General features: G+C 59.3%; 22 protein-coding genes and 2 pseudogenes. 20 read left to right on the forward strand and 4 right to left on the reverse strand.

Annotation, left to right across the window (positions count from 1 at the left end):
- Genes sufC through ACQY4Y_RS06990 form a run of 6 tightly spaced genes read left to right on the forward strand, consistent with a single transcriptional unit; the run spans position 1 to position 4,470 of the window.
- Complete coding sequence (gene sufC / locus ACQY4Y_RS06965) at positions 1 to 750, forward strand: Fe-S cluster assembly ATPase SufC (protein ID WP_428489826.1); 750 nt, start codon at positions 1 to 3, stop codon at positions 748 to 750.
- Complete coding sequence (gene sufD / locus ACQY4Y_RS06970; RefSeq protein ID WP_428489827.1) at positions 747 to 2,000, forward strand: Fe-S cluster assembly protein SufD; 1,254 nt, start codon at positions 747 to 749, stop codon at positions 1,998 to 2,000. The genes sufC and sufD overlap by 4 nt, the downstream gene beginning before the upstream one ends.
- The gene (locus tag ACQY4Y_RS06975; RefSeq protein ID WP_428489828.1) at positions 1,997 to 3,241 is read left to right on the forward strand and encodes an aminotransferase class V-fold PLP-dependent enzyme; all 1,245 of its coding nucleotides are present in this window, start codon (positions 1,997 to 1,999) and stop codon (positions 3,239 to 3,241) included. Before sufD ends, ACQY4Y_RS06975 begins: the two co-directional genes overlap by 4 nt.
- Positions 3,238 to 3,714, forward strand: a complete 477-nt coding sequence (sufU, locus tag ACQY4Y_RS06980) for a Fe-S cluster assembly sulfur transfer protein SufU (protein WP_428489829.1) — start codon at positions 3,238 to 3,240, stop codon at positions 3,712 to 3,714. The genes ACQY4Y_RS06975 and sufU overlap by 4 nt, the downstream gene beginning before the upstream one ends.
- Complete coding sequence (locus ACQY4Y_RS06985; RefSeq protein WP_428489830.1) at positions 3,707 to 4,078, forward strand: SUF system Fe-S cluster assembly protein; 372 nt, start codon at positions 3,707 to 3,709, stop codon at positions 4,076 to 4,078. The genes sufU and ACQY4Y_RS06985 overlap by 8 nt, the downstream gene beginning before the upstream one ends.
- Before the next feature lie 23 nt (positions 4,079 to 4,101).
- On the forward strand, positions 4,102 to 4,470 hold the full coding sequence (locus ACQY4Y_RS06990; RefSeq protein ID WP_428490751.1) for a HesB/IscA family protein: 369 nt from the start codon (positions 4,102 to 4,104) through the stop codon (positions 4,468 to 4,470).
- Between the two features lie 271 nt (positions 4,471 to 4,741).
- On the opposite strand, the pseudogene ACQY4Y_RS06995 reads toward ACQY4Y_RS06990, so the two are convergent.
- Positions 4,742 to 4,881: pseudogene (locus ACQY4Y_RS06995) on the reverse strand (IS1380 family transposase); the annotation flags it as partial.
- 425 nt (positions 4,882 to 5,306) lie between these two features.
- Between ACQY4Y_RS06995 and ACQY4Y_RS07000 the strand changes: the two are divergent.
- From ACQY4Y_RS07000 to ACQY4Y_RS07010, 3 genes are read left to right on the forward strand one after another with little or no spacing between them, the layout of a single operon-like run.
- Positions 5,307 to 7,094 (forward strand): FAD-dependent oxidoreductase, encoded by a 1,788-nt coding sequence (locus ACQY4Y_RS07000; protein ID WP_428489831.1) that lies wholly within the window; start codon positions 5,307 to 5,309, stop codon positions 7,092 to 7,094.
- A complete protein-coding gene (locus ACQY4Y_RS07005) occupies positions 7,079 to 8,917 on the forward strand; it encodes a 2-oxoacid:acceptor oxidoreductase subunit alpha (protein ID WP_428489833.1) in 1,839 nt (612 codons plus the stop codon). The genes ACQY4Y_RS07000 and ACQY4Y_RS07005 overlap by 16 nt, the downstream gene beginning before the upstream one ends.
- Complete coding sequence (locus ACQY4Y_RS07010) at positions 8,914 to 9,969, forward strand: 2-oxoacid:ferredoxin oxidoreductase subunit beta (RefSeq protein WP_428489835.1); 1,056 nt, start codon at positions 8,914 to 8,916, stop codon at positions 9,967 to 9,969. Before ACQY4Y_RS07005 ends, ACQY4Y_RS07010 begins: the two co-directional genes overlap by 4 nt.
- Before the next feature lie 417 nt (positions 9,970 to 10,386).
- On the opposite strand, the gene ACQY4Y_RS07015 is transcribed toward ACQY4Y_RS07010, so the two are convergent.
- On the reverse strand, positions 10,387 to 10,794 hold the full coding sequence (locus tag ACQY4Y_RS07015; RefSeq protein WP_428489836.1) for an IS3 family transposase: 408 nt from the start codon (positions 10,792 to 10,794) through the stop codon (positions 10,387 to 10,389).
- On the opposite strand from ACQY4Y_RS07015, the gene ACQY4Y_RS07020 reads away from it, so the two are divergent.
- From ACQY4Y_RS07020 to ACQY4Y_RS07030, 3 genes are all read left to right on the forward strand, one after another.
- Positions 10,793 to 11,269, forward strand: a complete 477-nt coding sequence (locus tag ACQY4Y_RS07020) for a hypothetical protein (protein WP_428489837.1) — start codon at positions 10,793 to 10,795, stop codon at positions 11,267 to 11,269. The genes ACQY4Y_RS07015 and ACQY4Y_RS07020 overlap by 2 nt on opposite strands.
- Positions 11,251 to 12,864, forward strand: coding sequence for a GMC family oxidoreductase (locus ACQY4Y_RS07025; RefSeq protein WP_428489838.1), 1,614 nt, complete (start codon positions 11,251 to 11,253; stop codon positions 12,862 to 12,864). Before ACQY4Y_RS07020 ends, ACQY4Y_RS07025 begins: the two co-directional genes overlap by 19 nt.
- Positions 12,865 to 12,934: 70 nt before the next feature.
- Positions 12,935 to 13,111: a hypothetical protein gene (locus ACQY4Y_RS07030; RefSeq protein WP_428489839.1), complete on the forward strand. Its 177-nt coding sequence runs from the start codon at positions 12,935 to 12,937 to the stop codon at positions 13,109 to 13,111.
- A gap of 251 nt (positions 13,112 to 13,362) precedes the next feature.
- On the opposite strand, the gene moaD is transcribed toward ACQY4Y_RS07030, so the two are convergent.
- Complete coding sequence (gene moaD / locus ACQY4Y_RS07035; protein WP_428489840.1) at positions 13,363 to 13,626, reverse strand: molybdopterin converting factor subunit 1; 264 nt, start codon at positions 13,624 to 13,626, stop codon at positions 13,363 to 13,365.
- Positions 13,627 to 14,782: 1,156 nt separating this feature from the next.
- Between moaD and ACQY4Y_RS07040 the strand changes: the two are divergent.
- Positions 14,783 to 15,004: pseudogene (locus ACQY4Y_RS07040) on the forward strand (bile acid:sodium symporter); the annotation flags it as partial.
- A 213-nt stretch (positions 15,005 to 15,217) separates the two neighbouring features.
- Here ACQY4Y_RS07040 and ACQY4Y_RS07045 read toward each other — a convergent pair.
- Positions 15,218 to 16,498 (reverse strand): MFS transporter, encoded by a 1,281-nt coding sequence (locus ACQY4Y_RS07045; RefSeq protein WP_428489841.1) that lies wholly within the window; start codon positions 16,496 to 16,498, stop codon positions 15,218 to 15,220.
- Positions 16,499 to 17,145: 647 nt separating this feature from the next.
- Here ACQY4Y_RS07045 and cysK point away from each other — a divergent pair.
- The 7 genes from cysK to ACQY4Y_RS07080 all read left to right on the forward strand — a co-directional run bounded on the left by cysK (position 17,146) and on the right by ACQY4Y_RS07080 (position 21,332).
- A complete protein-coding gene (cysK, locus tag ACQY4Y_RS07050) occupies positions 17,146 to 18,123 on the forward strand; it encodes a cysteine synthase A (protein WP_428489842.1) in 978 nt (325 codons plus the stop codon).
- A gap of 69 nt (positions 18,124 to 18,192) precedes the next feature.
- Entirely contained in the window at positions 18,193 to 18,912 is a 720-nt protein-coding gene (locus ACQY4Y_RS07055) for a biotin--[acetyl-CoA-carboxylase] ligase (protein WP_428489843.1), read from the forward strand.
- A gap of 130 nt (positions 18,913 to 19,042) precedes the next feature.
- Positions 19,043 to 19,270, forward strand: coding sequence for a hypothetical protein (locus ACQY4Y_RS07060; RefSeq protein ID WP_428489844.1), 228 nt, complete (start codon positions 19,043 to 19,045; stop codon positions 19,268 to 19,270).
- 320 nt (positions 19,271 to 19,590) lie between these two features.
- Positions 19,591 to 19,827, forward strand: a complete 237-nt coding sequence (locus ACQY4Y_RS07065) for a hypothetical protein (protein WP_428489845.1) — start codon at positions 19,591 to 19,593, stop codon at positions 19,825 to 19,827.
- Positions 19,739 to 20,077, forward strand: a complete 339-nt coding sequence (locus tag ACQY4Y_RS07070) for a transposase (protein WP_428489846.1) — start codon at positions 19,739 to 19,741, stop codon at positions 20,075 to 20,077. Before ACQY4Y_RS07065 ends, ACQY4Y_RS07070 begins: the two co-directional genes overlap by 89 nt.
- Before the next feature lie 107 nt (positions 20,078 to 20,184).
- Positions 20,185 to 20,535 (forward strand): transposase, encoded by a 351-nt coding sequence (locus ACQY4Y_RS07075; protein ID WP_428489847.1) that lies wholly within the window; start codon positions 20,185 to 20,187, stop codon positions 20,533 to 20,535.
- Positions 20,508 to 21,332: an IS3 family transposase gene (locus ACQY4Y_RS07080; protein ID WP_428490752.1), complete on the forward strand. Its 825-nt coding sequence runs from the start codon at positions 20,508 to 20,510 to the stop codon at positions 21,330 to 21,332. Before ACQY4Y_RS07075 ends, ACQY4Y_RS07080 begins: the two co-directional genes overlap by 28 nt.
- Positions 21,333 to 21,419: the final 87 nt, after the last annotated feature.

Below are 21,419 nucleotides of genomic sequence, written 5' to 3' on the forward strand. Positions count from 1 at the left end.
ATGCTGGATATTCGCGGTTTAGCCGCTTCGATCAACAACAAGACCATCCTGCAAGGCATTGATCTGACGGTGCCCGAAGGCGAGGTGCACGCCATTATGGGGCCTAACGGGTCCGGCAAATCGACCCTTGGTTATGTTTTGTCCGGACGGGAAAGCTATGAGGTGATCTCGGGTTCGGTGACCTTCAACGGCGCCGATCTTTTGGATATGGAACCGGAAGATCGAGCCGCCGCTGGCGTGTTTCTGGCTTTCCAGGCGCCGGTCGAATTGCCAGGTGTCAACAACGCCAATTTCCTCCGAACGGCTCTCAATGCAATCCGACGTGCGCATGGCGAACCCGAACTGGACGCCGTGCAGTTTCTGAAGATGGCCCGGGTTGAGGCAAAGCGGCTTGCGATGCCGGACGACATGTTGAAGAGGAACGTCAATGTCGGTTTCTCCGGTGGCGAGAAGAAACGCAACGAGGTGCTGCAGATGGCGATCCTACGCCCGAAGCTGGCGATACTCGACGAGACTGACAGCGGGCTGGATATCGACGCGCTGAAAGTCGTTGCTGATGGCGTCAACGCGTTGCGTGGGCCTCATTTTTCGGCACTGGTCATCACCCATCATCAACGTCTGTTGGACTACTTGGTGCCCAATCGGGTTCACGTGCTGACGCAAGGTCGGATCGTCCGCTCCGGAGGTCCGGAGTTGGCGAAGGAACTGGAAAAGAGCGGCTACGCCAGCCTGATTCAGGAGGCTGCGTGAGTACTGGCACCGCGGGATATCTAGACCGTTATGATGGGCTTGTCGGTCGCCTACCCGGTGATTCGGCGTTGCGCGCCGCCGCGGCCGCCGCCTTCCGGGCGTCGGGATTACCCGGCGGCAGGCAACGGCGCCGAATGGAGGCCTGGAAATACACAAGTTTACGGTCGGTCGCTGAAGCCAATTTTCATCGTGAGCCGACTCATCCTCGGTATAATGCCGAAGCGTTCTTGGCAGGGTTGCAGCTCTTGGATGCACCACGCATTGTGTTCGTGGATGGCGCGTTCCGCACAGACCTGACCAGCACTTCCGAAATGGGGTTCTCCCGCTTTGCCGAACGACCCGATTTTGGCACGCTGGCCTGGCCGGACCGGGAGCCGTTGGTCGCGCTGAACACGATGCTTGCCGCAGACGGCGCGGTGTTGGAACTGCCTCCCGACCAGGATGGGGGCATCCTTCAGCTTGTCAGCGTTTGCTCGGACGGTGCCGATATTCACCCGCGCCATAGAATTCACTTGGGCAACGGATCCAAGTTGACGCTGGTTGAAATTTCGTCCGGGCAAGGAGCCTACCTGATAAACACCGTTGCGGAGGTCCATGTCGGCGCCGGTTCTCATCTCACCCATATCCGTTTGCAAGATGAAGCGGTGGGGGCATACCACGTGTCGACCACGTACGCGTCCATTGAAGCCGGCGCGACCTATGACAGTTTTACGCTGAACATCGGTGCTCGGCTGTCACGTACTGAGGTCCACACGCAACTCGCGGCCGCCGGGGCAATAGCCCATCTGAATGCAGCACAAATTCTGGCTGGTTCGCAGCACGGAGATTTTACCTCGATCGTCAGTCACAACGCGCCGAGATGCACGTCCCGCCAGACGGTGAAGAATGTTCTTGCCGATCGGTCGCACGGGGTTTTCCAAGGCAAGATCGAGGTCGCTCGGGATGCCGTCAAGACCGACGGCTATCAGATGAACCAGACGCTGTTGCTGTCGCCGGATGCAGAAATCGACTCGAAACCCGAACTCGAGATTTTTGCCGATGACGTAAAATGCAGCCACGGCGCAACCGTCGGCGAACTGGATGCGGAGCAGCTTTTCTACCTTCGCAGTCGAGGCGTTTCAGAGGCGGAGGCTCGCTCCATTCTGGTGCGTGCGTTCCTTGCCAACGCCCTGGCCTTGGTTTCAAACGATACCATCCGTGGCTGCCTTGAAACCGCCGTCGCGCGCTGGTGGGAGAGGCAAAAGCTATGAACGTGATGACGATTCCGGCTCTCCTTGACGTTGACCAGATACGGCGGGATTTCCCGATACTGAAACAGGCTATCCGCGGCAAGAAGCTTGTTTTCCTCGACAGCGCCGCGTCCGCTCAAAAGCCCCGGGTCGTGATCGAGGCAATGGCTGACGCGATGGAAACCCAATACGCCAATGTCCATCGCGGTCTGCACTGGATGAGCGAGCGGACTACCGAAGCTTATGAATCAGCTCGCGATGCTGTATCTGAGCTGATGAACGCGAACGATAGGTCCGAAGTGGTTTTCGTGCGAAACAGTACCGAAGCCATAAACCTGCTCGCTCATAGCTATGGGCGAGGCGTGTTGAAGCGCGGCCAGGCGGTTCTGATCTCAACCATGGAACACCATTCCAATATCGTACCATGGCAATTGCTGCGTGATGCTCACGGAATCGAACTGAGGGTAGCGCCAATTACGGACGCTGGCGAGTTGGATATGACAGCGTTCGAGTCTCTGCTGGCTGACGGTAAGGTCGGGCTTGTCGCAATTACCCATATGTCGAACGTGCTCGGCAGTATCACGCCAGCGGAGCGCATTGTACGTATTGCCCACGCTCACGGCGCCAAGGTCATGCTCGATGGGTCGCAGGCCATCGTACACCGCAAGGTCGATGTCCGCGCGCTGGATTGCGATTTCTATTGCTGGACCGGCCACAAGTATTATGGGCCAACCGGTATCGGCGTTTTATGGGGAAAACGCGACTTGCTGGATCGGATGCCGCCGTTCCTCGGTGGCGGCGACATGATATCGTCGGTTACCTTCGAACAATCCACTTGGGCCGCGGTGCCGCATAAATTTGAGGCGGGGACGCCTGCCATTCTCGAGGGCATTGGCCTTAAGGCGGCAGTCGGCTACATCCGGGCGATTGGCTACGATGCCGTGATGGCGCATGAGTCGTCATTGACGGAATACGCCTTGTCCCGCCTGGCGGAGATGGATGGGATAACAGTGCTCGGCAGCGCGCAAGAACGAGGCGGGGTGATTTCATTCGTGGTGGACAAAGCACACGCTCACGATGTGGCTACTTTACTGGATCGTCAGGGGATCGCCGTGCGAGCGGGGCATCACTGCGCCGAACCGCTGATGCATCGCTTCAATCTGGAAAGCACGGCTCGGGCTAGCTTCGGAATTTACACAACCCGCGCCGAAGTCGACGCGTTGGTTGATGGGTTGGTCAGGGTGCGGGAGTTTTTTCAATGACGCAGTCGGACAGCTTCGACGATTTGCGCGACTTGTATCAAGACCTGATTCTGGACCATGGACGCCGACCGCGCCATGCTCAGCGCTTGGACGATTTTGATGCCTCGGCACGGGGCGACAACCCAATGTGTGGAGACCGCATCGAAGTAAGGGTGAAGATGAATTCCGACCGCATCGGTCGCGTGGGTTTTGAGGCCCGAGGATGTGCGATCAGCATTGCCTCCGCTGACCTGATGGCGGAAACAGTGCAAGACCGTGACAGAGCGGATACTCAGGCCCTTTTTGAGGCTTTTCGAAGCATGGTACACACTGGGGATTGCCCGGACTGCAAAGACGGACCTGCCGACCCGTTGCAGCGCCTCGCGCCATTGGCGGGTGTCCACGAGTACCCTTCCCGAGTAAAGTGCGCGACACTGCCTTGGCACGCTCTAATTGCCGCGCTGAACGGCTCGAAGGAGGCAAGCAGTGAGTGAATTGACCCCACCCACGGCATGGACCCCGGATGGTGAAACGCAGATCGGGGATGCACAGCAACTTCCTAGCGAAGACACCCTGATCGAAGCAATCGCTACAGTCTACGACCCTGAAATCCCGGTTAACATATACGAGTTGGGTCTGATCTATGTGGTTGAAATAGACGATAGTGGGGCGGTGAAAGTCGAAATGACGCTGACCGCCCCTGGCTGTCCCAGCGCTCAGGAACTGCCCGAGCAAGTACGAAGCGCCATATCATCGGTCGCGGGTGTCACATCATGCAGAGTTGACACAGTATGGGATCCGCCCTGGGACCCTTCGCGCATGACCGAAGAGGCTCGCCTGCAGTTGAATATGTTTTGATCGAAGCGACACAAGGCTACACGATGACCATAACATCGACTGTCCCCCGCAAGACCCGCTCGTTGCCGCCGCTTATGACCCTGACGGAAGCCGCGGCAGGGAGATTGCGAGAGCTCTATGCCAAAGGTGAGCAGGGCAAGCTGCTCCGTATTGGGGTAAAGACAAAGGGTTGCTCTGGTATGTCGTACGATATGTCATGGACCGTCGAACCGGTATCCTCGGATGAAGTGGTGACGGACAAAGGTCTGACCGTTCTGGTAGATCGAAAAGCGTCTCTGTTCCTGATTGGCACGGTAATGGATTACGAAAAAAAGAACCTGACGGCTGGGTTTACTTTTGTCAATCCGAACGAGAAGGGACGGTGCGGATGTGGCGAAAGCTTTCACATTTGATGTCATGCGGCAGCTTCCTGTCAGGCATGGCTTTGAGCTCCACCTGATTGTTTCGCCTTACACGTTCCTTTGTCTGTCTTGCAGGCTTTGAGACAAATCCGGCGTCGATGACGCCGCTAGGCCTTCTTAATCAGCGGACTGAAGCGCGTGAGGCGCTCTGAGGGACCGGGCGCGTTTGCCCGATGCGCCTTTTCATCGCGATTTTCGAACATATCTGGCGGGTGCTGTTGGTTGGCGGGATCGGGAGGTTGCGGGGCATATGCCCCGGTTTTTACGGTCCGGTCGGCTGGAGATAGCGCGCGAGGCTTGCAAACAGCGCCGCCTCGGAGTTCGCTGGGCGAACGCGATGCGCACCCGGCTTGCGGTTTCGACGATGCGGGCGGCAATCTTGATCAGGCGCATCCGCAAGGTGGTGTTGAACAGCGAGAGCTGCCGATAACCATGTACGAGCGTGTCATCGATATCCAGCGTGACCGCACGCGGCGGCCGCTTGTAGCTGGCACAGTAGGTGTCGACCATCGCGTAGGTCATGCGCACCACCTCACCCAAGGTAGGCTATCTTCGAGCATGGCGGGTGTGGAAGCGTCCGATTCGGTGGAAATTGGCTTCAACACCCAAATCTCTGCTTCGAATCATATGCTTACACTACATCCGCCAGCTAATCCCTGCCATGCGCTGAATAAGCTAGCTGCCTTTGTGCCCGGCCGAACTCCGCGCGGATTGCCCAGCATTTGAATCGGACCTACTGTTCCCGACAACAAGCTGCTGAGGCATTATAAACGCTTGGCGGGACCGGATAAGGTGGCATACCGAGCAGGCGGAAAGAGGAGTCCGATTTGCGTCCAACCGACATCAAAAACCCGGACTATTTCCATAAGGTGGTCGATTGCCAGTGGGCCTGCCCCGCTCATACCCCTGTTCCGGAATACATCCGGCTAATCGCCGCGGGGCGTTATGCGGACGCGTTCATGATCAATTGGGAATCAAACGTATTTCCTGGAATTCTTGGGCGCACTTGCGATCGGCCCTGCGAGCCAGCCTGCCGGCGGGGGCGGGTGGAAGAACAGCCGGTGGCCATATGCCGACTCAAGCGCGTGGCGGCAGACTATAAGGGCGACGTCAGCGACCGTATGCCAACGGTTCCGCAAGTGCGGAACGGCAAACGAATTGCCCTGGTGGGCGCCGGACCAGCCTCCCTTACCGTTGCCCGGGATCTCGCGCTATTGGGTTACCATCTCGTGATCTTTGACGGTGATACGCGCGCCGGCGGTATGATCCGGAGTCAAATTCCGAGGTTCCGACTTCCGGAAGAGGTCATCGACGAGGAAGTTGGCTATATTGCATCCCTGGGTCCGGAAATGCGGCTCGGCCGTCAGATCGACAGTCTCGAGCATCTGCTGGAAGATGGATACGATGCGATTTTCGTTGGCTCTGGTGCGCCGCGCGGGCGGGACCTGGACCTGCCGGGCAGGTGGGAGGCTGCTGCTAACATCCACATCGGCATCGACTGGTTGTCATCGGTTTCGTTTGGTCATATCAACAAGATCGGCCGGCGCGTTATCATACTTGGCGGCGGCAATACGGCGATGGACTGTTGTCGCTCGTCCCGCCGATTAGGTGGGGACGACGTGAAGGTCATCGTCCGCTCGGGCTTCGACGAAATGAAGGCCTCGCCCTGGGAAAAGGAAGATGCGATTGGTGAGGACATTCCGATTCTGAATTTCCTGGTCCCGAAGGAATTCAAACATAATAACGGACAGCTATACGGGATGACTTTTGAGAAGGTAAAAGCCGAATTCGATGACCGAGGTCGGCGACGTCTCGTCCCGACAAGCGAACCCGACGCTTTCTTTGAATGTGACGACGTTCTAGTTGCGGTTGGGCAAGAGAACACGTTTCCCTGGATCGAGCGCAATATTGGTCTGTCCTTCAATAAGTGGGACATGCCAGTATTGGACGAGATCACATTCCAGTCTACCGAACCACGCGTTTTCTTTGGCGGCGACGCGGCGTTCGGGCCCAAGAATATCATCTGGGCGGTTGCTCACGGGCATCAGGCCGCGATATCGATTCATCAGTTTTGCCAGGGTGCCGATGTAAAGGAGCGGCCACCGCCAATGGTGACCCTTGCCAGTCAGAAGATGGGTATTCACGAGTGGAGCTACGACAACGACATCTCCCTCGACCTACGCTTCAAGGTCCCACATCGAAACAAGGACGTCGCGCTCAAGGATATCAGGTCAGAGGTTGAGCTTGGCTTCGATGACAAGTTGGCCTTTGCCGAGGCGCAACGGTGCTTGAATTGCGACGTCCAGACTGTGTTCACTGACGGCCTATGCATCGAGTGTGACGCCTGCGTCGACATCTGTCCGGTCGATTGCATCACCTTCACGGATAACGGCGATGAGGCGGAGCTGCGAACCCGCCTGATGGCGCCGGCTCATAACCGGGGCCAAGCCCTGTACATTTCTGGTCACCTGAAGACTGACCGAATCATGGCGAAGGACGAGGATGTCTGTCTGCACTGCGGGCTTTGTGCGGAACGCTGCCCCACGGGCGCATGGGATATGCAGCGTTTTTTGATCGATGTTGCCCAAGCTGAGAACGCATGCTGCAGCAATTAGAGCTTCAGAAAGGCTTGCAGCGGGTCAACGACTTCGTTGTCAAGTTTGCTAACGTCAACGGATCGGGCTCTGCGAGTGCAAATGCGCTGTTCGCCAAATCCGTTCTGCGCATGGGGATAGCGGCCACTCCACGCAATATTTTCCCGTCCAACATTCAGGGGCTGCCCACCTGGTACGAGGTTCGGATTTCCGGTTCTGGATACTTGGCAGCGCGTGGTGGCGGTCCGGACCTGATGGTGGCGATGAACCCGCAGACATGGGACCAAGACGTAAGGTCGATCGAAGTCGGTGGATATCTGTTCTACGATAATACTAAACAGATGCCAGCCGAGAAATTCCGTTCGGATGTCGTTGTCGTCGGCGTTCCGCTGACTGAGATAACAAACAAGGTTTATAGCGATCCCCGGCAGCGGCAATTGTTCAAGAACATCGTGTCTTTAGGCGCGCTTTCGGCTCTGATCGAGTTGGATCCTGCAGTGATCGAGAACCTTCTGGGCGAGCAGTTCAGGGGACGCGATAAACTGATCGCAGCCAACGTGGAGGCGCTGCATTTGGGCCGTGACTGGCTTCAACGGAACCTGAGTTGGCCAATAGGCTTGACGCTTCGGCATGCAGACACGATCGGTGATCGCATTTTCATCGACGGCAATAGTGCCGCGGCGCTGGGCGCCGTCTACGGCGGAGCCACGGTCTGTGCCTGGTACCCCATCACCCCGTCAACCTCCTTGGCTGAGGCTTTCACGCGATACTGCGGTCGAATGCGCATCGATAAGGCTACAGGGAAGAAGAATTTTGCCATCATCCAGGCGGAAGACGAGTTGGCGTCGATCGGGATGGTGATCGGGGCGGCCTGGAACGGGGCGCGGGCGTTCACGGCGACCTCTGGCCCGGGTATCTCGCTGATGCAGGAATTCTTCGGCTTGGCATATTTCGCCGAAATTCCGGCCGTCATTTTTGACGTCCAACGTGCCGGTCCTTCGACCGGCATGCCGACTCGCACCCAGCAGACCGATCTCACGGCCTGCGCCTACGCTTCGCATGGCGACACCAAACACGTGCTACTGATCCCCGAGGATCCCCATGAATGTTTCGAATTCGCCGCGCTGGCGTTTGATCTCGCGGATCGCCTGCAGACGCCGATATTTGTCATGCTTGATCTCGAGATCGGCATGAATGAGCGGCTAACCAAGCCCTTTCGATGGGATGATGCCCGCCGTATGGATCGCGGCAAGGTCATGTCCGCAGAGGCGCTCGAGGCCGGAAAACAGTTTGGCCGCTACCTGGATGTGGATGACGACGGGATCGCCTATCGGACGCTGCCAGGAACGCATCCGACGAGAGGCGCTTTCTTCACTCGCGGTACCTCGAAGGACCGCATGGCACGCTATTCCGAGGAGGGCGCCGACTACCGCGAAAACATGGAGCGTCTTCTGAAGAAGCATGCCACCGCCCGACGTCTCGTGCCAGCGGCCATTGAACAAAAGGCCGATCAGCCAACGCACCTCGGTGCGATCTATTACGGGTCGACCAGCCCCGCTATTGCAGAGGCGGACCAGTTGCTGGTCGATCAGGGCATTCACTTGGACTTGCTGCGGGTGCGTGGATTCCCATTCGGGGACGAAGTGTCGGCGTTCATCGACGATCACGACTTTATCTGCGTCGTCGAGCAAAACCGCGATGGTCAGTTGCGGTCCTTGCTGGTCAACGAACTCGAAATCAATCCGAAGAAGCTGATCAAAGTCCTGCATTACGACGGCACTCCAATCAGCGCACGCTTCATAGCCGCCGCCATCGCCGACATTGCTCCGGAGGCCGTTCCATGACCTTCCTTTCGAAGCCAAAGTTGCATCATCCAAAATTGCTGAGAAACAACCTCGGCCATACACGGCGGGATTATGAAGGCGCTATATCTACGCTGTGTGCCGGTTGCGGGCATGATTCGATCAGTGCCGCTATTGTAAGAGCCTGCTTTGACCTTGAACTGCCGCCCCATCGTATTGCCAAACTTTCTGGAATTGGCTGCTCGTCGAAGACGCCGACCTACTTTCTCGGGGCGTCACATGGCTTCAACTCGGTGCACGGACGGATGCCATCCGTACTGACCGGAGCAAACTTGGCAAATCGTGACCTGATTTATCTCGGCGTCTCTGGCGATGGTGATAGTGCTTCAATCGGTCTAGGCCAGTTCGCCCACGCTATGCGGCGAGGTGTCAATATGGTCTACATCGTAGAGAACAACGGTGTCTATGGGCTGACGAAGGGACAGTTTTCCGCAACGTCCGACAAGGGTGCGGTATCGAAGCGAGGTCTGGAGAACAGCGATGAGGCGATTGATCTCGTCGGGATGGCGCTGCAACTTGGTGCCACTTTTGTTGGCCGCAGCTTCTCGGGCGACAAGACGCAGCTAGTACCGTTGATCGAGGCAGCACTGAGGCATGAAGGAGCTGCCTTCATCGACTGCATTTCCCCCTGCGTCGCGTTCAATAATCACGGAGGGTCAACGAAAAGCTTTGACTACGTTCGGGAGCACAATGCGGCGGTCAATTATTTGGATGTTGTTCCAGACCGTCCCGAAATCACTCTGGACTGCTCCCCGGGTTCAGTAGCGTCTGTGACGCAGCATGATGGATCCTTGCTGCAGCTGCGAAAGCTCAACTCCGACTACAACATGCACGACCGTATATCGGCGCTGACTTTCATGCAACAGCGACATGCATCAGGGGAGATTGTAACCGGTCTTCTTTATGTAGATCCAAATCCGCGCGATCTCCACGCACACCTGCAAACGTCAGATCAGCCGTTAAATGAATTGCAGGACGATACACTCGTTCCAGGATCGCCACTGTTGGCCCGGATCAACGCAGGCTTGCGGTAGGTATTTCGGTTGAGCCTCAATCGTTTCGCGGGGTGGGCATTCGGCCCATCCGCGCTCAGTGTTTATCGGGTTTCCCCAGTGTTTGAATCGGACGAACTGCCTCCGTCTTCGTAGGTGCTGGTCCAGGCAATCTCGCCTTGGCTGAAACACCTCATAACGACGTCCGGAAAACGAACTGGAATTGCGTGGATAACATGGGTTAGGAGTCCATTGGCTCCATAGGACGCAATCTTACACTCCAGAATCTGCGTAACTTCATTTCTATCTACAACGAGATCATGCTATCGCCCTTAAGGCCTGTAAAAAGCAATGGAGCGCTTAACGCTAGCTGGTAAACCTGTACGGTTTTCGTAGCTCATGATCTGTCCGCTTCGTCCTTGATCTGACCCAGGGCATGCCCCGGATCAGATCCGCGTGTCATGCGGCGAGCCGCTCGGGCGCGATGATCAGGCCCGGAGCATCGTCGAGGCCGCCTGTATGGCGATTAGGGCGTGCGACAACCAAGCCCTTCGTCAAGTTTTTGAAGATTGGACGGCGCCGCCGCTTGGGTTGCAGATCATGCTCCCGCATGAGTCGGCGCAGCCTTTTGCCATTCACTACAATCCCTTGATGGCGGAGTGCGGCGCCCAATCGGCGGTAGCCGTAGCATTCGAATTCATCGCAGATCGCGCGCATCCGGGTGACAACATCGTCCGGGGACGCCGCTACGGGCGCCGCGTCATAGAACGTCGAGCACGGCAAGCTCATCAACTCGCACCCCCGGCTGGCGGTGATGCCGTAGGGCCGGCGACGACGGAAGTGTTCGCGCTTTTCGGCCGGGCGCATGCTTCAACGCCCCCCTTGGCAGCTCAATTCCAAGCGCCTGCCGCCCGACCATCCGCTCGGGCGCCGCGATCTTGGCTTCGTATTCCTGGAGCAAGTCAGCCGCCTGCACATCCTCACCCAGCGCCCCAACCTCGAACTTGCCAACCCAGATCCGGATCAGCTGCCGGAAAATGTCGTGGCGCTTGGACAGTGCGTGCAGGGCTTCACCGGCGATGAACTCCTAGGCAACCTGACGCTTGAATGCGACGCTATGGGAACGATGCTTGGCGATGGCTTCTATTCTCCAGAATCCCGACAAGGGGGGCAAATCTACGAACTCAGACTGCACACCCGCAGGGCCGCACTCCAAAACAGGGTCCTTTTTCTTCCACGCCGAAAAACAACGCCCCTGCTTGGACAAGCCGGCAACCTCAAGTCACACTCCGGGCAATCAACAACGACCAGGGGCAGGAAACCATGCAAGCAGACTATGTGATCGTGGGGGCCGGATCGGCCGGCTGCGTCCTGGCCACCCGGCTTACCGAGGATGCGAACACCAGCGTCATCCTTATCGAGGCGGGCGGCAAGGATACCAATCCGCTCATTCATGTCCCGGCAGGCTTCTTTAAGATGTTAGACCACGACAAGCTGACCTGGAAATACCGTTCCGAACCCGATCCCGGCACGAACGGCCGAGCCATCGTCTACACGCGCGGCCGCGTGGTTGGCGGCTCCTCCTCGATCAACGGCCTGGTCTACATCCGCGGCCAGCCCGAGGACTACGACCATTGGGCACAGCTCGGGAACCGGGGCTGGAGTTGGGACGACTGTCTGCCCCTGTTTCGTGCCGCTGAACGGTGGGAAGGCCGGGAGAACGAGGTTCGCGGCAAGGACGGCCCGTTACACACGTCGAAGATGGACCGTTCTCCGCTCTGCGCGGCGGTGGTTGAATCCGGCAAACAGCTAGGCCTGACCTACCAGAAGGACGTGAATAGCATTACCCATGACTCTGTCGACACGATTGGCTGGTGCCAGCAAACCCGCAACGGACGGCGGCGCGCCAGCGCGGCACGCACCTATCTGGCGCAGGCATTGTCGCGGCCGAATCTGCGGCTGTTTACCAATGCCATGGTCTATCGCGTGATCTTCGAGGGTACCCGTGCCGTCGGCGTGGCATTCGCCCGTGGCGGCGCCACGCAGCGCGTGACGGCCGAGCGTGAGGTGATCCTGTCGGCTGGTGCGATCGGCTCACCGCACATTCTGCAACTCTCGGGCGTTGGCGATGCTGAGCATCTGTCGGACATCGGCGTTCCGGTCGTGCACGAGCTGAAAGGCGTTGGGCGCAACATGCAGGATCATTTCCAGGCACGCATTTCCCATCCGGTTGACGGCCTTCCCACGGCGAACGAAAAGGCGCGCGGCATTCCGCTGGCGATCGAGGTGCTGCGCTGGATAGTTACCGGCAAGGGCATCCTGACCTACAGCCCATCGCTGGTCGCGGCATCGGTGAAGGTGCTGGAGTCATCGGCCACGTCCGACATGCAGGTCAGCTTCGCCCCCGGCAGCTTCAAGGATGGGCAAATCGGGGAGCTGGAGGAAACCCCCGGCGTCAGCGCCGGTGCCTGGCAGATGCGGCCGCTGTCGCGTGGTTATGTGAAGGCGACGTCGAGCCGGCCCGAGGATATGCCGCTGATCAACCCGCGCTATCTGTCGGACGAAACCGATCGCATGGCCCTGCTGGGCGGCCTTCGTTTCGCCAGGCGCATGTTCGAGACACCGGCGCTGAAGCCCTATGTGCTGGCGGAAAGCCTGCCCGGCCAGCATGTGCAAACCGACGACGAGTTGCTGGATTACGCGCGGCGCTATGGGGGTACCTGCTATCATGCCAGCTGCACCTGCATGATGGGCCAGCATCCATTGGCCGTCGTCGACGATCAGCTTCGGGTGCTCGGAATGGAGGGGCTGCGCGTGATCGATGCATCGATCATGCCCGCGGTCACGTCGACCAACACCAACGCACCCACCATCATGATTGCCGAAAAGGGCGCGATCATGATCAAGGCGTCCGCGCGGAAGCGGCTGGCGGCTTGAGGGTCATCGCACCGATGTCAAAAGGCGAATTTCAAAATCTCTGCGTCGCGATGGGAGCCTGGGACAATCGATGAAAGAGAACAGCATATGGCGGGCGGTGCGCGAGGTGCGGGCCGCGCGTGGGGCCGGGCTCAAGGAGTTCGCCTCGCTCGGAGTCCCGGGGATCATCGAGGCCTCTGGCTTCGACTACTGCATGATCGATCACGAACATGGCGCCTTCGTCTTCGGCAGAACGATACACCTCTGACGAAAGCTTCAGGGTGTCCATCAAGGCGGGTCAATCCCACTTTGAGGTCCATCGTGGTCGCGGTCATTGTCGGGACCTGGTTTCGGGTTGTGTATTGAACCAAACCTTGCCGAAGGTAGGCAACGGCCGCCACGTTCGATAAGTGGCCCGCCTACGCCTGACTCTGGACGGTCGCTCCGGCGGGCCACTAACCCTGCAGCTGTTACACCAAGTTCTGGGACACGACCACAGCGGCGTCACCGAATAAAAAATTAGCCGCCAGTAACCGCAGGGAAGAAGGCAACCTCGTCTCCCGGATGTACGGGGAATGCACGATCGGCGAATTCTTGGTTGATAGCGCAACGGATTGCCTCACGATTTCGAAACGCTCTCGCATAAGTCGCGTTGCGCGTCGAAAGGTGGTCGATTAGTGCACCTAACGTGTTGATTCCCACAGGGATCGCGAAATCCTCTTGTGCCGACCCGATTTGCTCGCGAAGCCATGCAAAGTAGCAGATTTTCAAAGGCTTATTCATGGTTTGTTTGTCGGGATGGTCTCTATGCGCCCATCGGAATGAATAACTGTACTCGTCCCATTCCCATTAGGCACGATAATCGACTGGCCGCCGCCCGGGCTTGTAGTTGTCTGATACCCTGGCCCCCCCCCCGTCGTCACCGCCGGGCCGCTTGGAGTCTGAAGGACTTGACCTGCCGGTCCCCGAGCCGGCGGCGCTGCCGCAGGAGCATTATAGCCCGACAATGGCGGGCTTGGTTGTGGAGTAGCAAGCCCGTTTGGTGCTTCCTTCGGCGGGGTTGAACTTCCCGAACTAGGATTCGACGACGGATAAGGCCCTCCAGTGCCTCGTTCCAACGGAGATCCAGGAACCGGGGCTTCTGGTTGCGGGGTCACTCCCCCTGTCGCTTCAAGATCTTGCAATGTCGGAGGCGGCTTCAGAGGACCCGGCCAAATATCCCCTGGTTCGGTGGTCAGCGTTGGGACCGTAGTATCCTGCCCCTGAACGCGGCGCACGTTCTCGCTGTTGCTGGTCGGCAGATTTGGATTGTAACCTCCGGTGAACGGCGGGTTCATCCAAGTTTTATAGCCGCAGCCGCTGAGGATCAGCGCCAGCGCAAGCGAAGTGACACGCTGCATCAAGTCAGGCCCCCGCAGAGAAACATTGGAGGTGGCGAATGTGCCCCTAGATGGACCGGCACTCAAGCACTCCTCCCACGCGTCCGTGAATTCCATCATGAACCCAAGGTGTCACAATTTTTGTCATCACGGTCTCGAACCTCAGTCCGCCCGCTGCAGTCGGTCGCCAAGCGCCAGGATCGCCGACGCCCGGCGCTGACTTCGAGCCTGCGGACATGGTGCCTTGCTCATGAGAACCGAGCGAGCCGTAATCACGTCGCACGACAAGCTATTGTCGCGGTTACCGATCGATCCCTACATCGCCGCGATTGGCGGCATGGTCCTGCTGGCCTCGGCCCTGCCGGGTACATGGCGCGCCGGTATGAGTGTCGCCGGCCACATCACAACCGCAGCCAATTGTCGCGCCCATTGATCGGCGATTGGGCACAGCGTAACAGACCGTTGCTCAGCATGGTCGATCGCGGCTCCATCCTGCTGATTGCTTACACCGCTTTCAGCCTGGCGTGATCCAGGGGATCTAGCGCCAGCTCAGTCTAAGCGATTTGGGTCTGCTGCTCGCGATCAACACCTTGCCGCTCGCCGCGTTGTTGGCAATTACCACGTCCGGCTGCCGGCTGATTGGCTTTTCCAGCGGTGACGAGGTAACGATCGTGCTTCGCGGCTCCAAAAAGATTCTGGCCAGCGGAGTGGCGATGGCCAGCCTGCTTCTCGTTGGTCGTCCGGTCGGTCTGATCGTGCTGCCGCTGATGCTGTTTCACTAGGTCCAGATGATGGTCTGTGCTTGGCTGGCGAAGCGTTACGCCAACACCGAGTCGTCGGCCGCCCTTCGGCTTGAAGCGGCGAGGTAAAATGATGACATCCAGCGGACCACCTTTGGATTTAGAACCCGCAAACGGCACTCGTCGGATACCGGTCGAACGTGGAAATGGCAGTCGCAGTTCAGCGCGGGCGCCTGTGCTTCAGGACGCGAATAGTTAAGGGCCCCCTTCAGTCTTTGAACCGACGGGCAAGCTAACCCCGATTGCTGGGTCAACCAACGCCGGCGCCGGCCGCACGCCGGACACTGCCCAGATCGCCAGTCCGTAAGCCAACACTGAAACGAGGAACGGCGCGCCAGGCAACAGCACGGGTGCCTCAGATCCGGTAAACGTCGAGAAAACCCAACTTGCGACCACAGGTGATGCGATCGCTGTGAGCCCCTGCACTGAGGACAATGCGCCTTGCAGTTCACCCTGCCGTTCCATCGAAGACTCAGCCGAAACCATCCCTTGGATCGCCGGGCTCGTGATCGCCCCGATCGACTGCAAAACGATCCCCATCAGTACCACCCAACCGAACGGCGCAAGCCCAATGCATGCATACCCGCAGGCCACGATCATTCCCCCGATCATCGCCGCTCGACGCTCACCCAGTGCCGGGACGATGCGCCGCACCAGCAGCCCTTGCACCACCGCCGACCCAAGCCCGGCGACGGCCAAAGCCATGCCGTTGTCCTGGGTGCCCCAGCCGAATCTGGCCTGGTTGGCCAGCACGAAGGTGCTCTGCAGCGCACCTAGCGCGAACCAGATGCAACCCCAGGCGATCGCCAGGCGGGCGAGATTGCGATCCGCCATCACCATATGCAGCGAACCCAACGAATTGGCGTGCCGCCAGTCGAACGGGCGCCGGTGCGCCGATGATAGGCTCTCGGGTAGCACGAAAAATCCGTAAAGCACATTACAGCCGGCGAGGCACGCGGCGACGAAAAACGGCATGCGCAATCCATAAGTCCCCAACAGGCCGCCAAGCGCCGGACCGATCACAAAACCGATACCGAACATGGCTCCGACCAAACCGAATTGCCCCGCTCGTTTTGCCGGCGGCGTGACATCGGCGATATAGGCCGTGGCCGTGGAGGCATTCGCCGCGGTCGCACCGGCGATTAGCCGACCCAGGAACAGCCACGTCAGCGACGGTGCCCAGGCCAGCAGTAGATAATTGGCACAACTCCCACTCAGTGACAGCAGCAGCACGGGACGGCGGCCAAACCGGTCGCTGAGGCCGCCCAGCACCGGCGCACAGACGAACTGCATCAGGGCAAAGGCGGCGAGTAGGAGGCCCACCCATTTTGAGGCGCCGGATACCGTCAGCCCGGATAGATTCAATACCAAAGACGGCACGATCGGCACCACCAAGCCGAAACCCAGCGCATCGATCACCAATGTGATCAGAATAAAACGGACCGATGCCGAATGCGGTTTGGGGTGCCAGTTCATCGTGCCGCCTAGTAGGCGTTTCGACAGATCGTACCATTGCCGTCCCCGCTGACCAGCAACGATCCGTTATGCATTAAGGTCCGTCCAAGACGGCCTCCGCAAACCGTGTTGTCGGAAAGGACAAGGCCGGTCATGAAATCCCGATAAACGCAGGCCGGATGTCCGTCCCGGAACCTTAGGCACTCCACCTCGCAACCGGTGCGTTGCCTGCGCGAAGCGTATTCGCTGGCGAATGGGGCAGGGAGCGCATCGGCGGTGATTTCTCGGGCAATGTCCGGGCTAGCGCCACACCATTCGCCGGCCGCAGCCTCACCGACGCGGACCGGATCGCCCGATGCCCTGCCGGGAGCGGTCTTAGGGCCGGTGAACACCGAGGCGCGATGCCGACGGCACAGAAGCCAGGTGAGCAGAATGGTTCCCATTCCCCAGGATGTGCATCCGGCCGCCCGCATGCCAAGCGTGTTCGAGTTGACCGTGTCCGACAAGTCAAAACGAAATTCTAAGGCGCAAATGGGCGAATGCCGCACAACCATCTTGGCTGACGGCTCTCCAGACCCTTCTTGCCAGCATGAAATTTTTTTGCCTTGTATAGGTCAGCCGACACGCCGCCGGTCAGCGCCCGGCTTTCCGCCAGGAGGAAAAACGCGATGGCAAACGATCACAAGCCGCTGGTTTTCGACCGCCCGCTGCGCGGCCGCATCTATGATAGCATCGCCGAAACAATCGGCAATACGCCGCTGGTGCGCATTCCAAAAATCCTCGCCGAGGAAGGGATCACCGCCGACGTCGTCCTGAAGCTGGAGTTCTTCAATCCGATATCCAGCGTTAAGGACCGCATCGGCGTCAGCATGATCTTGGCGCTGGAGGCCGATGGCAAGCTGAAGCCGGGCGGCACCATCATCGAGCCGACCTCGGGCAACACAGGCATTGGCCTGGCATTCGTTGCGGCTGCACGCGGCTACAAGCTGATCCTGACGATGCCGGAAAGCGTTTCCATCGAACGGCGCAAGATGCTCGCCTTCTTGGGCGCGGAACTGGAATTAACGCCGCGGGAGAACGGCATGAACGGCGCCATCGCGCGTGCCGGGCAATTGCTGGAGTCAAAGCCCGGATCGGTCAGTCCGAACCAGTTCGGAAATCCGTCAAACCCGGCGATCCACGTCAAGACCACCGCAGAGGAAATCTGGTACGACACGGCGGGTGAAGTCGACGCCATCGTCTCTGGCATCGGCACCGGCGGCACATTGACAGGGCTGGCTCGGGCACTCAAGCCGCGGCGACCAAACCTGAAGTTTTTTGCCGTGGAACCTGCGGCCAGCGCGGTGCTCAGCGGCGGCAAGCCCGGACCACATCCGATCCAGGGCCTCGGCGCCGGCTTCGTCCCGGAGATACTGGACACCAAGGCGATCGATGAAGTTGTCCAGGTTTCCAACGAGGAGACGCTGGCTCAGTCCCGCCGGCTGGCACGCACCGAGGGCATTCCGGGTGGTATTTCCTCAGGCGCCGCGCTGGCGGCTGCGCTGAAAGTGGCCAAGCGGCCGGAGTTTGCCGGCAAACGCATCGTGGCGATTATCCCATCGTTTGCCGAACGTTATATCACCACAGCGCTGTTCGAGGGTTTATAGCGACAGTATCAGGCTTCAGTCATCCGGACGTAGTAGATCGTCAGCGAAGACTCGCGATAACGGGGTGGCATGACCAGACAGTTTACAGTGTGGCACTACGACAAGATCGGGTCCACCAACGACGAGGCACGACAGCTTGCTGCCGAAGGTGCTCCGCACGGGACCGTCGTCCACGCCGATGAGCAGACTGCCGGGCGCGGGCGCTTGTCACACCGCTGGTTCAGCCCGCCCGGCAACCTTTATGTGTCGATCGTTCTGCGAACCGGCCAGTCCGCTGCGCGCTCGGGCGAACTCAGTTTCCTAGCCGCGCTGGCCGTAGCTGACACCGTCGAGGTGCTGCTGCCGAGGCAGATTCGAGCGATGCTGAAATGGCCCAACGACGTAATTGTTAATGGCGCCAAAATAGCCGGCATTCTGCTCGAGCAAATCGATGAGGCGACGATCATGGGCATCGGGCTCAACGTGCTGGAGGCGCCGTCGAATGCCGCCTACAAGACCACGACTATCGTCGCCAACGGCGGCATCGCGTCAGTCGACGGCGCTCGCGATATCCTGCTGGATCGTCTTGGGCAACACCTCTCCACATGGCAGATTGATGGATTTGTCCCGATCCGAGCGCAATGGCTGAACCGATCTTTCCCACTGGGTGCGGCGATCCGGGCAAGTTCGGCCGGTGAGCCGGTAGCCGGCCAATTCGCCGGCCTGGATTTGGATGGCGCCTTGCTGCTGGACACGCCACGCGGTCGGCAGCGCATCCTGGCAGGAGAGGTAGTACTGACCGGGGGATAGCAATTGGCCGCCCATGCGTTTGACGCGAGTCGCTGCCGGTGGGATCATTAGCCCGAGGCGTTGTTGAAATAAAGCGCAGTCCGAATGGATCGGTTCATGCCTCCAGCCTCAGCGAATTGGTAGGGGGGAGTTGGATGAGCTCTCCAAACGCAAGCGGATCGCGCGGCAGATGGGTAGTCAAGAGCACGTCGCGCGACAGCGTGCCGGTGGTCGATTGACCGTTCGCAAACGGATGGAACAATGCCTCGACCGTGGTTCGTTTCAGGAGCTCGGCTCAATCGCCGGCACTGCGACCTATGACAAGACCGGCAGAGTGATAATCGAGTACGTGCCCGCAAATGGCGTGTTCGGTCGATGACCGCCCGGTGGTAATCTATGGCGACGATTTCACCGTACGTTGCGGTTCGGCCGACGCCTCGATCAAGGCCAAGTATATCTTGCCCGAACAGATGACCGGTGAGTACCGCATGCCACTGATCCTGATGATCGAGGGCTCCGGCGACGGTGGTTCGGTGAAGACGATCGAGACCCGTGGTCATGCCAACCTGCCAGGCGATGTCGCGCAAAGCTCTGGTCTGTGGCTCTGCGCTCAGAATATGGGACCGGTTCCGGTCATGGCGCTGGGGTTGGGTGGCCGGCCTGGGCGCTACAAGGCTTGCCGCGAGTCATTATTCGATAATGGTCAAGAACACCTCGGAGATATTTGCTGGACCGACGGTGGTCCAGCGTTTGGGCGAGACGCGCAGCAAGCAGGAACTCGGCGGACATCAGGTGCGGGTGGCCGCCGGGACTGTGGGCGACGCAGTCGATACCGAACAGGAAGCTTTTGAGCGAACCCACCGGTTCCTGTCGTATCTGCCGTCGTCCTGTGGGATCTGCGTATGCGTCCGATCAGCCGCGCCTTTTGGCGAATGACGAGTTCTGGCAGGGCAACACCTTAAGATTAGCCTTTAAGGCGGTGTTCAAGGTCATGGCGGACGGAGCTGTTGAGATCATCACGGGGCGTGAGCGTCGGCGTCGGTGGAGCGTCGAGGACAAGCTGAAGATTGTTGGCGAGACCCTGGAGCCCGGCGCGTCGGTCAACCAGATTGCGGCTCGGCACGATGTCTATCCGGGCCTGCTGTTCACTTGGCGACGGCAAATACGCTGTCAATCGGTCCCTTAATCGTGGGTGTCTGTCAACTCCGGTGACACTGGAGTGCGCCCCTGCGGGTGGACAGTTTGAGTTCGTAGATTTGACCCCCCTGATCGGGCTTCTGGAGACTAGAAGCCATGACCAAGCATCGTTCCCATAGTGCGGCGTTCAAGCGGCAGGTAGCCGAGGAATTCATCGCCGGGGAGGCGCTGCATGCGCTGTCCAAGCGCCACGACATCTCGCGCCAGCTGATCCGGATCTGGGTTGGCAAGTTTGAAGCCGGGGCGTTGGATGATGATGTCCAGGCGGCTGACCTGCTTCAGGAATACGAAGCCAAGATCGCAGCTCTGGAGCGGATGGTCGGTCGCCAGGCGCTGGAGATCGAGATGCTAAAGGGGGCTCTCAAGCAGGCACCCCGGCCGAAAAGCGCGAATACCTCCGTCGTCACCGGCCCCGTGGCATCACCGCCCGCCGGGGGTGCGAACTGATGGGGCTGGCGCGCTCGACGTTCTACGACGCACCGCCCATCGCGGCGTCTCAGGACGATCTCGTCCAACGGATCAGCAAGATCTGTGACGAATTTGAGTGCTACGGGTACCGACGGGTGAGTGCGGCCCTCCGCCACCAGGGTATGGTGGTGAATAGCAAGAAGATCCGCCGCCTGATGCGCGAGCATGATCTGCAACCGAAGCGCCGCCGACGGCATGTCGTCACCACCGACAGCAACCATGCCAGCCCGATCTTCAAGAACCTGACCAAGGGCCTGGTGGTCGAGCGCTCCAATCAGCTCTGGATCGCGGACCTGACCTATGTGGCGATCCCGGGTGGCTTCGTCTATCTCGCCGCCATCCTGGACGCCTGGTCGCGCAAAGTGATCGGCTACGCCATCAGCCGATCGATGGATGCCCGGATTGCGATCGCCGCCTTCAAGGCCGCCATCCGCCTGCGTCAGCCGCCCAAGGATTGTGTTCACCATTCCGATCGGGGGGCGCAATACGCGTCGGACGCCTATCGCACTTTGATTGCCGAGTACGGCCTAAAAGGTTCGATGAGCCGACGCGGCAATCCCTATGATAATGCCAAAGCCGAGAGCTTCATGAAAACCTTGAAGGTCGAGGCGGTTTACTTGGCAGCCTATGAAACCTTCGAGGATGTTACCGCCGGTCTTCCACGCTTCATCGACGAGGTCTACAACACCAAACGACTGCATTCAGCGCTTGGCTATCTCAGCCCGGCCCAGTTTGAGGATCAACACACCCGCCAGACGGTCAAAATGCTGGCTTGATTCTGTCCACCCGCAGGGGCGCACTCCATCGCGACACGAGGAACTGACCCCCGGCGCGTGCCTGCTGCCATGCATGTTTCTTTGTTC

It is taken from the genome of Rhodopila sp. (genome assembly GCF_965277165.1).
Classification (GTDB): domain Bacteria; phylum Pseudomonadota; class Alphaproteobacteria; order Acetobacterales; family Acetobacteraceae; genus Rhodopila.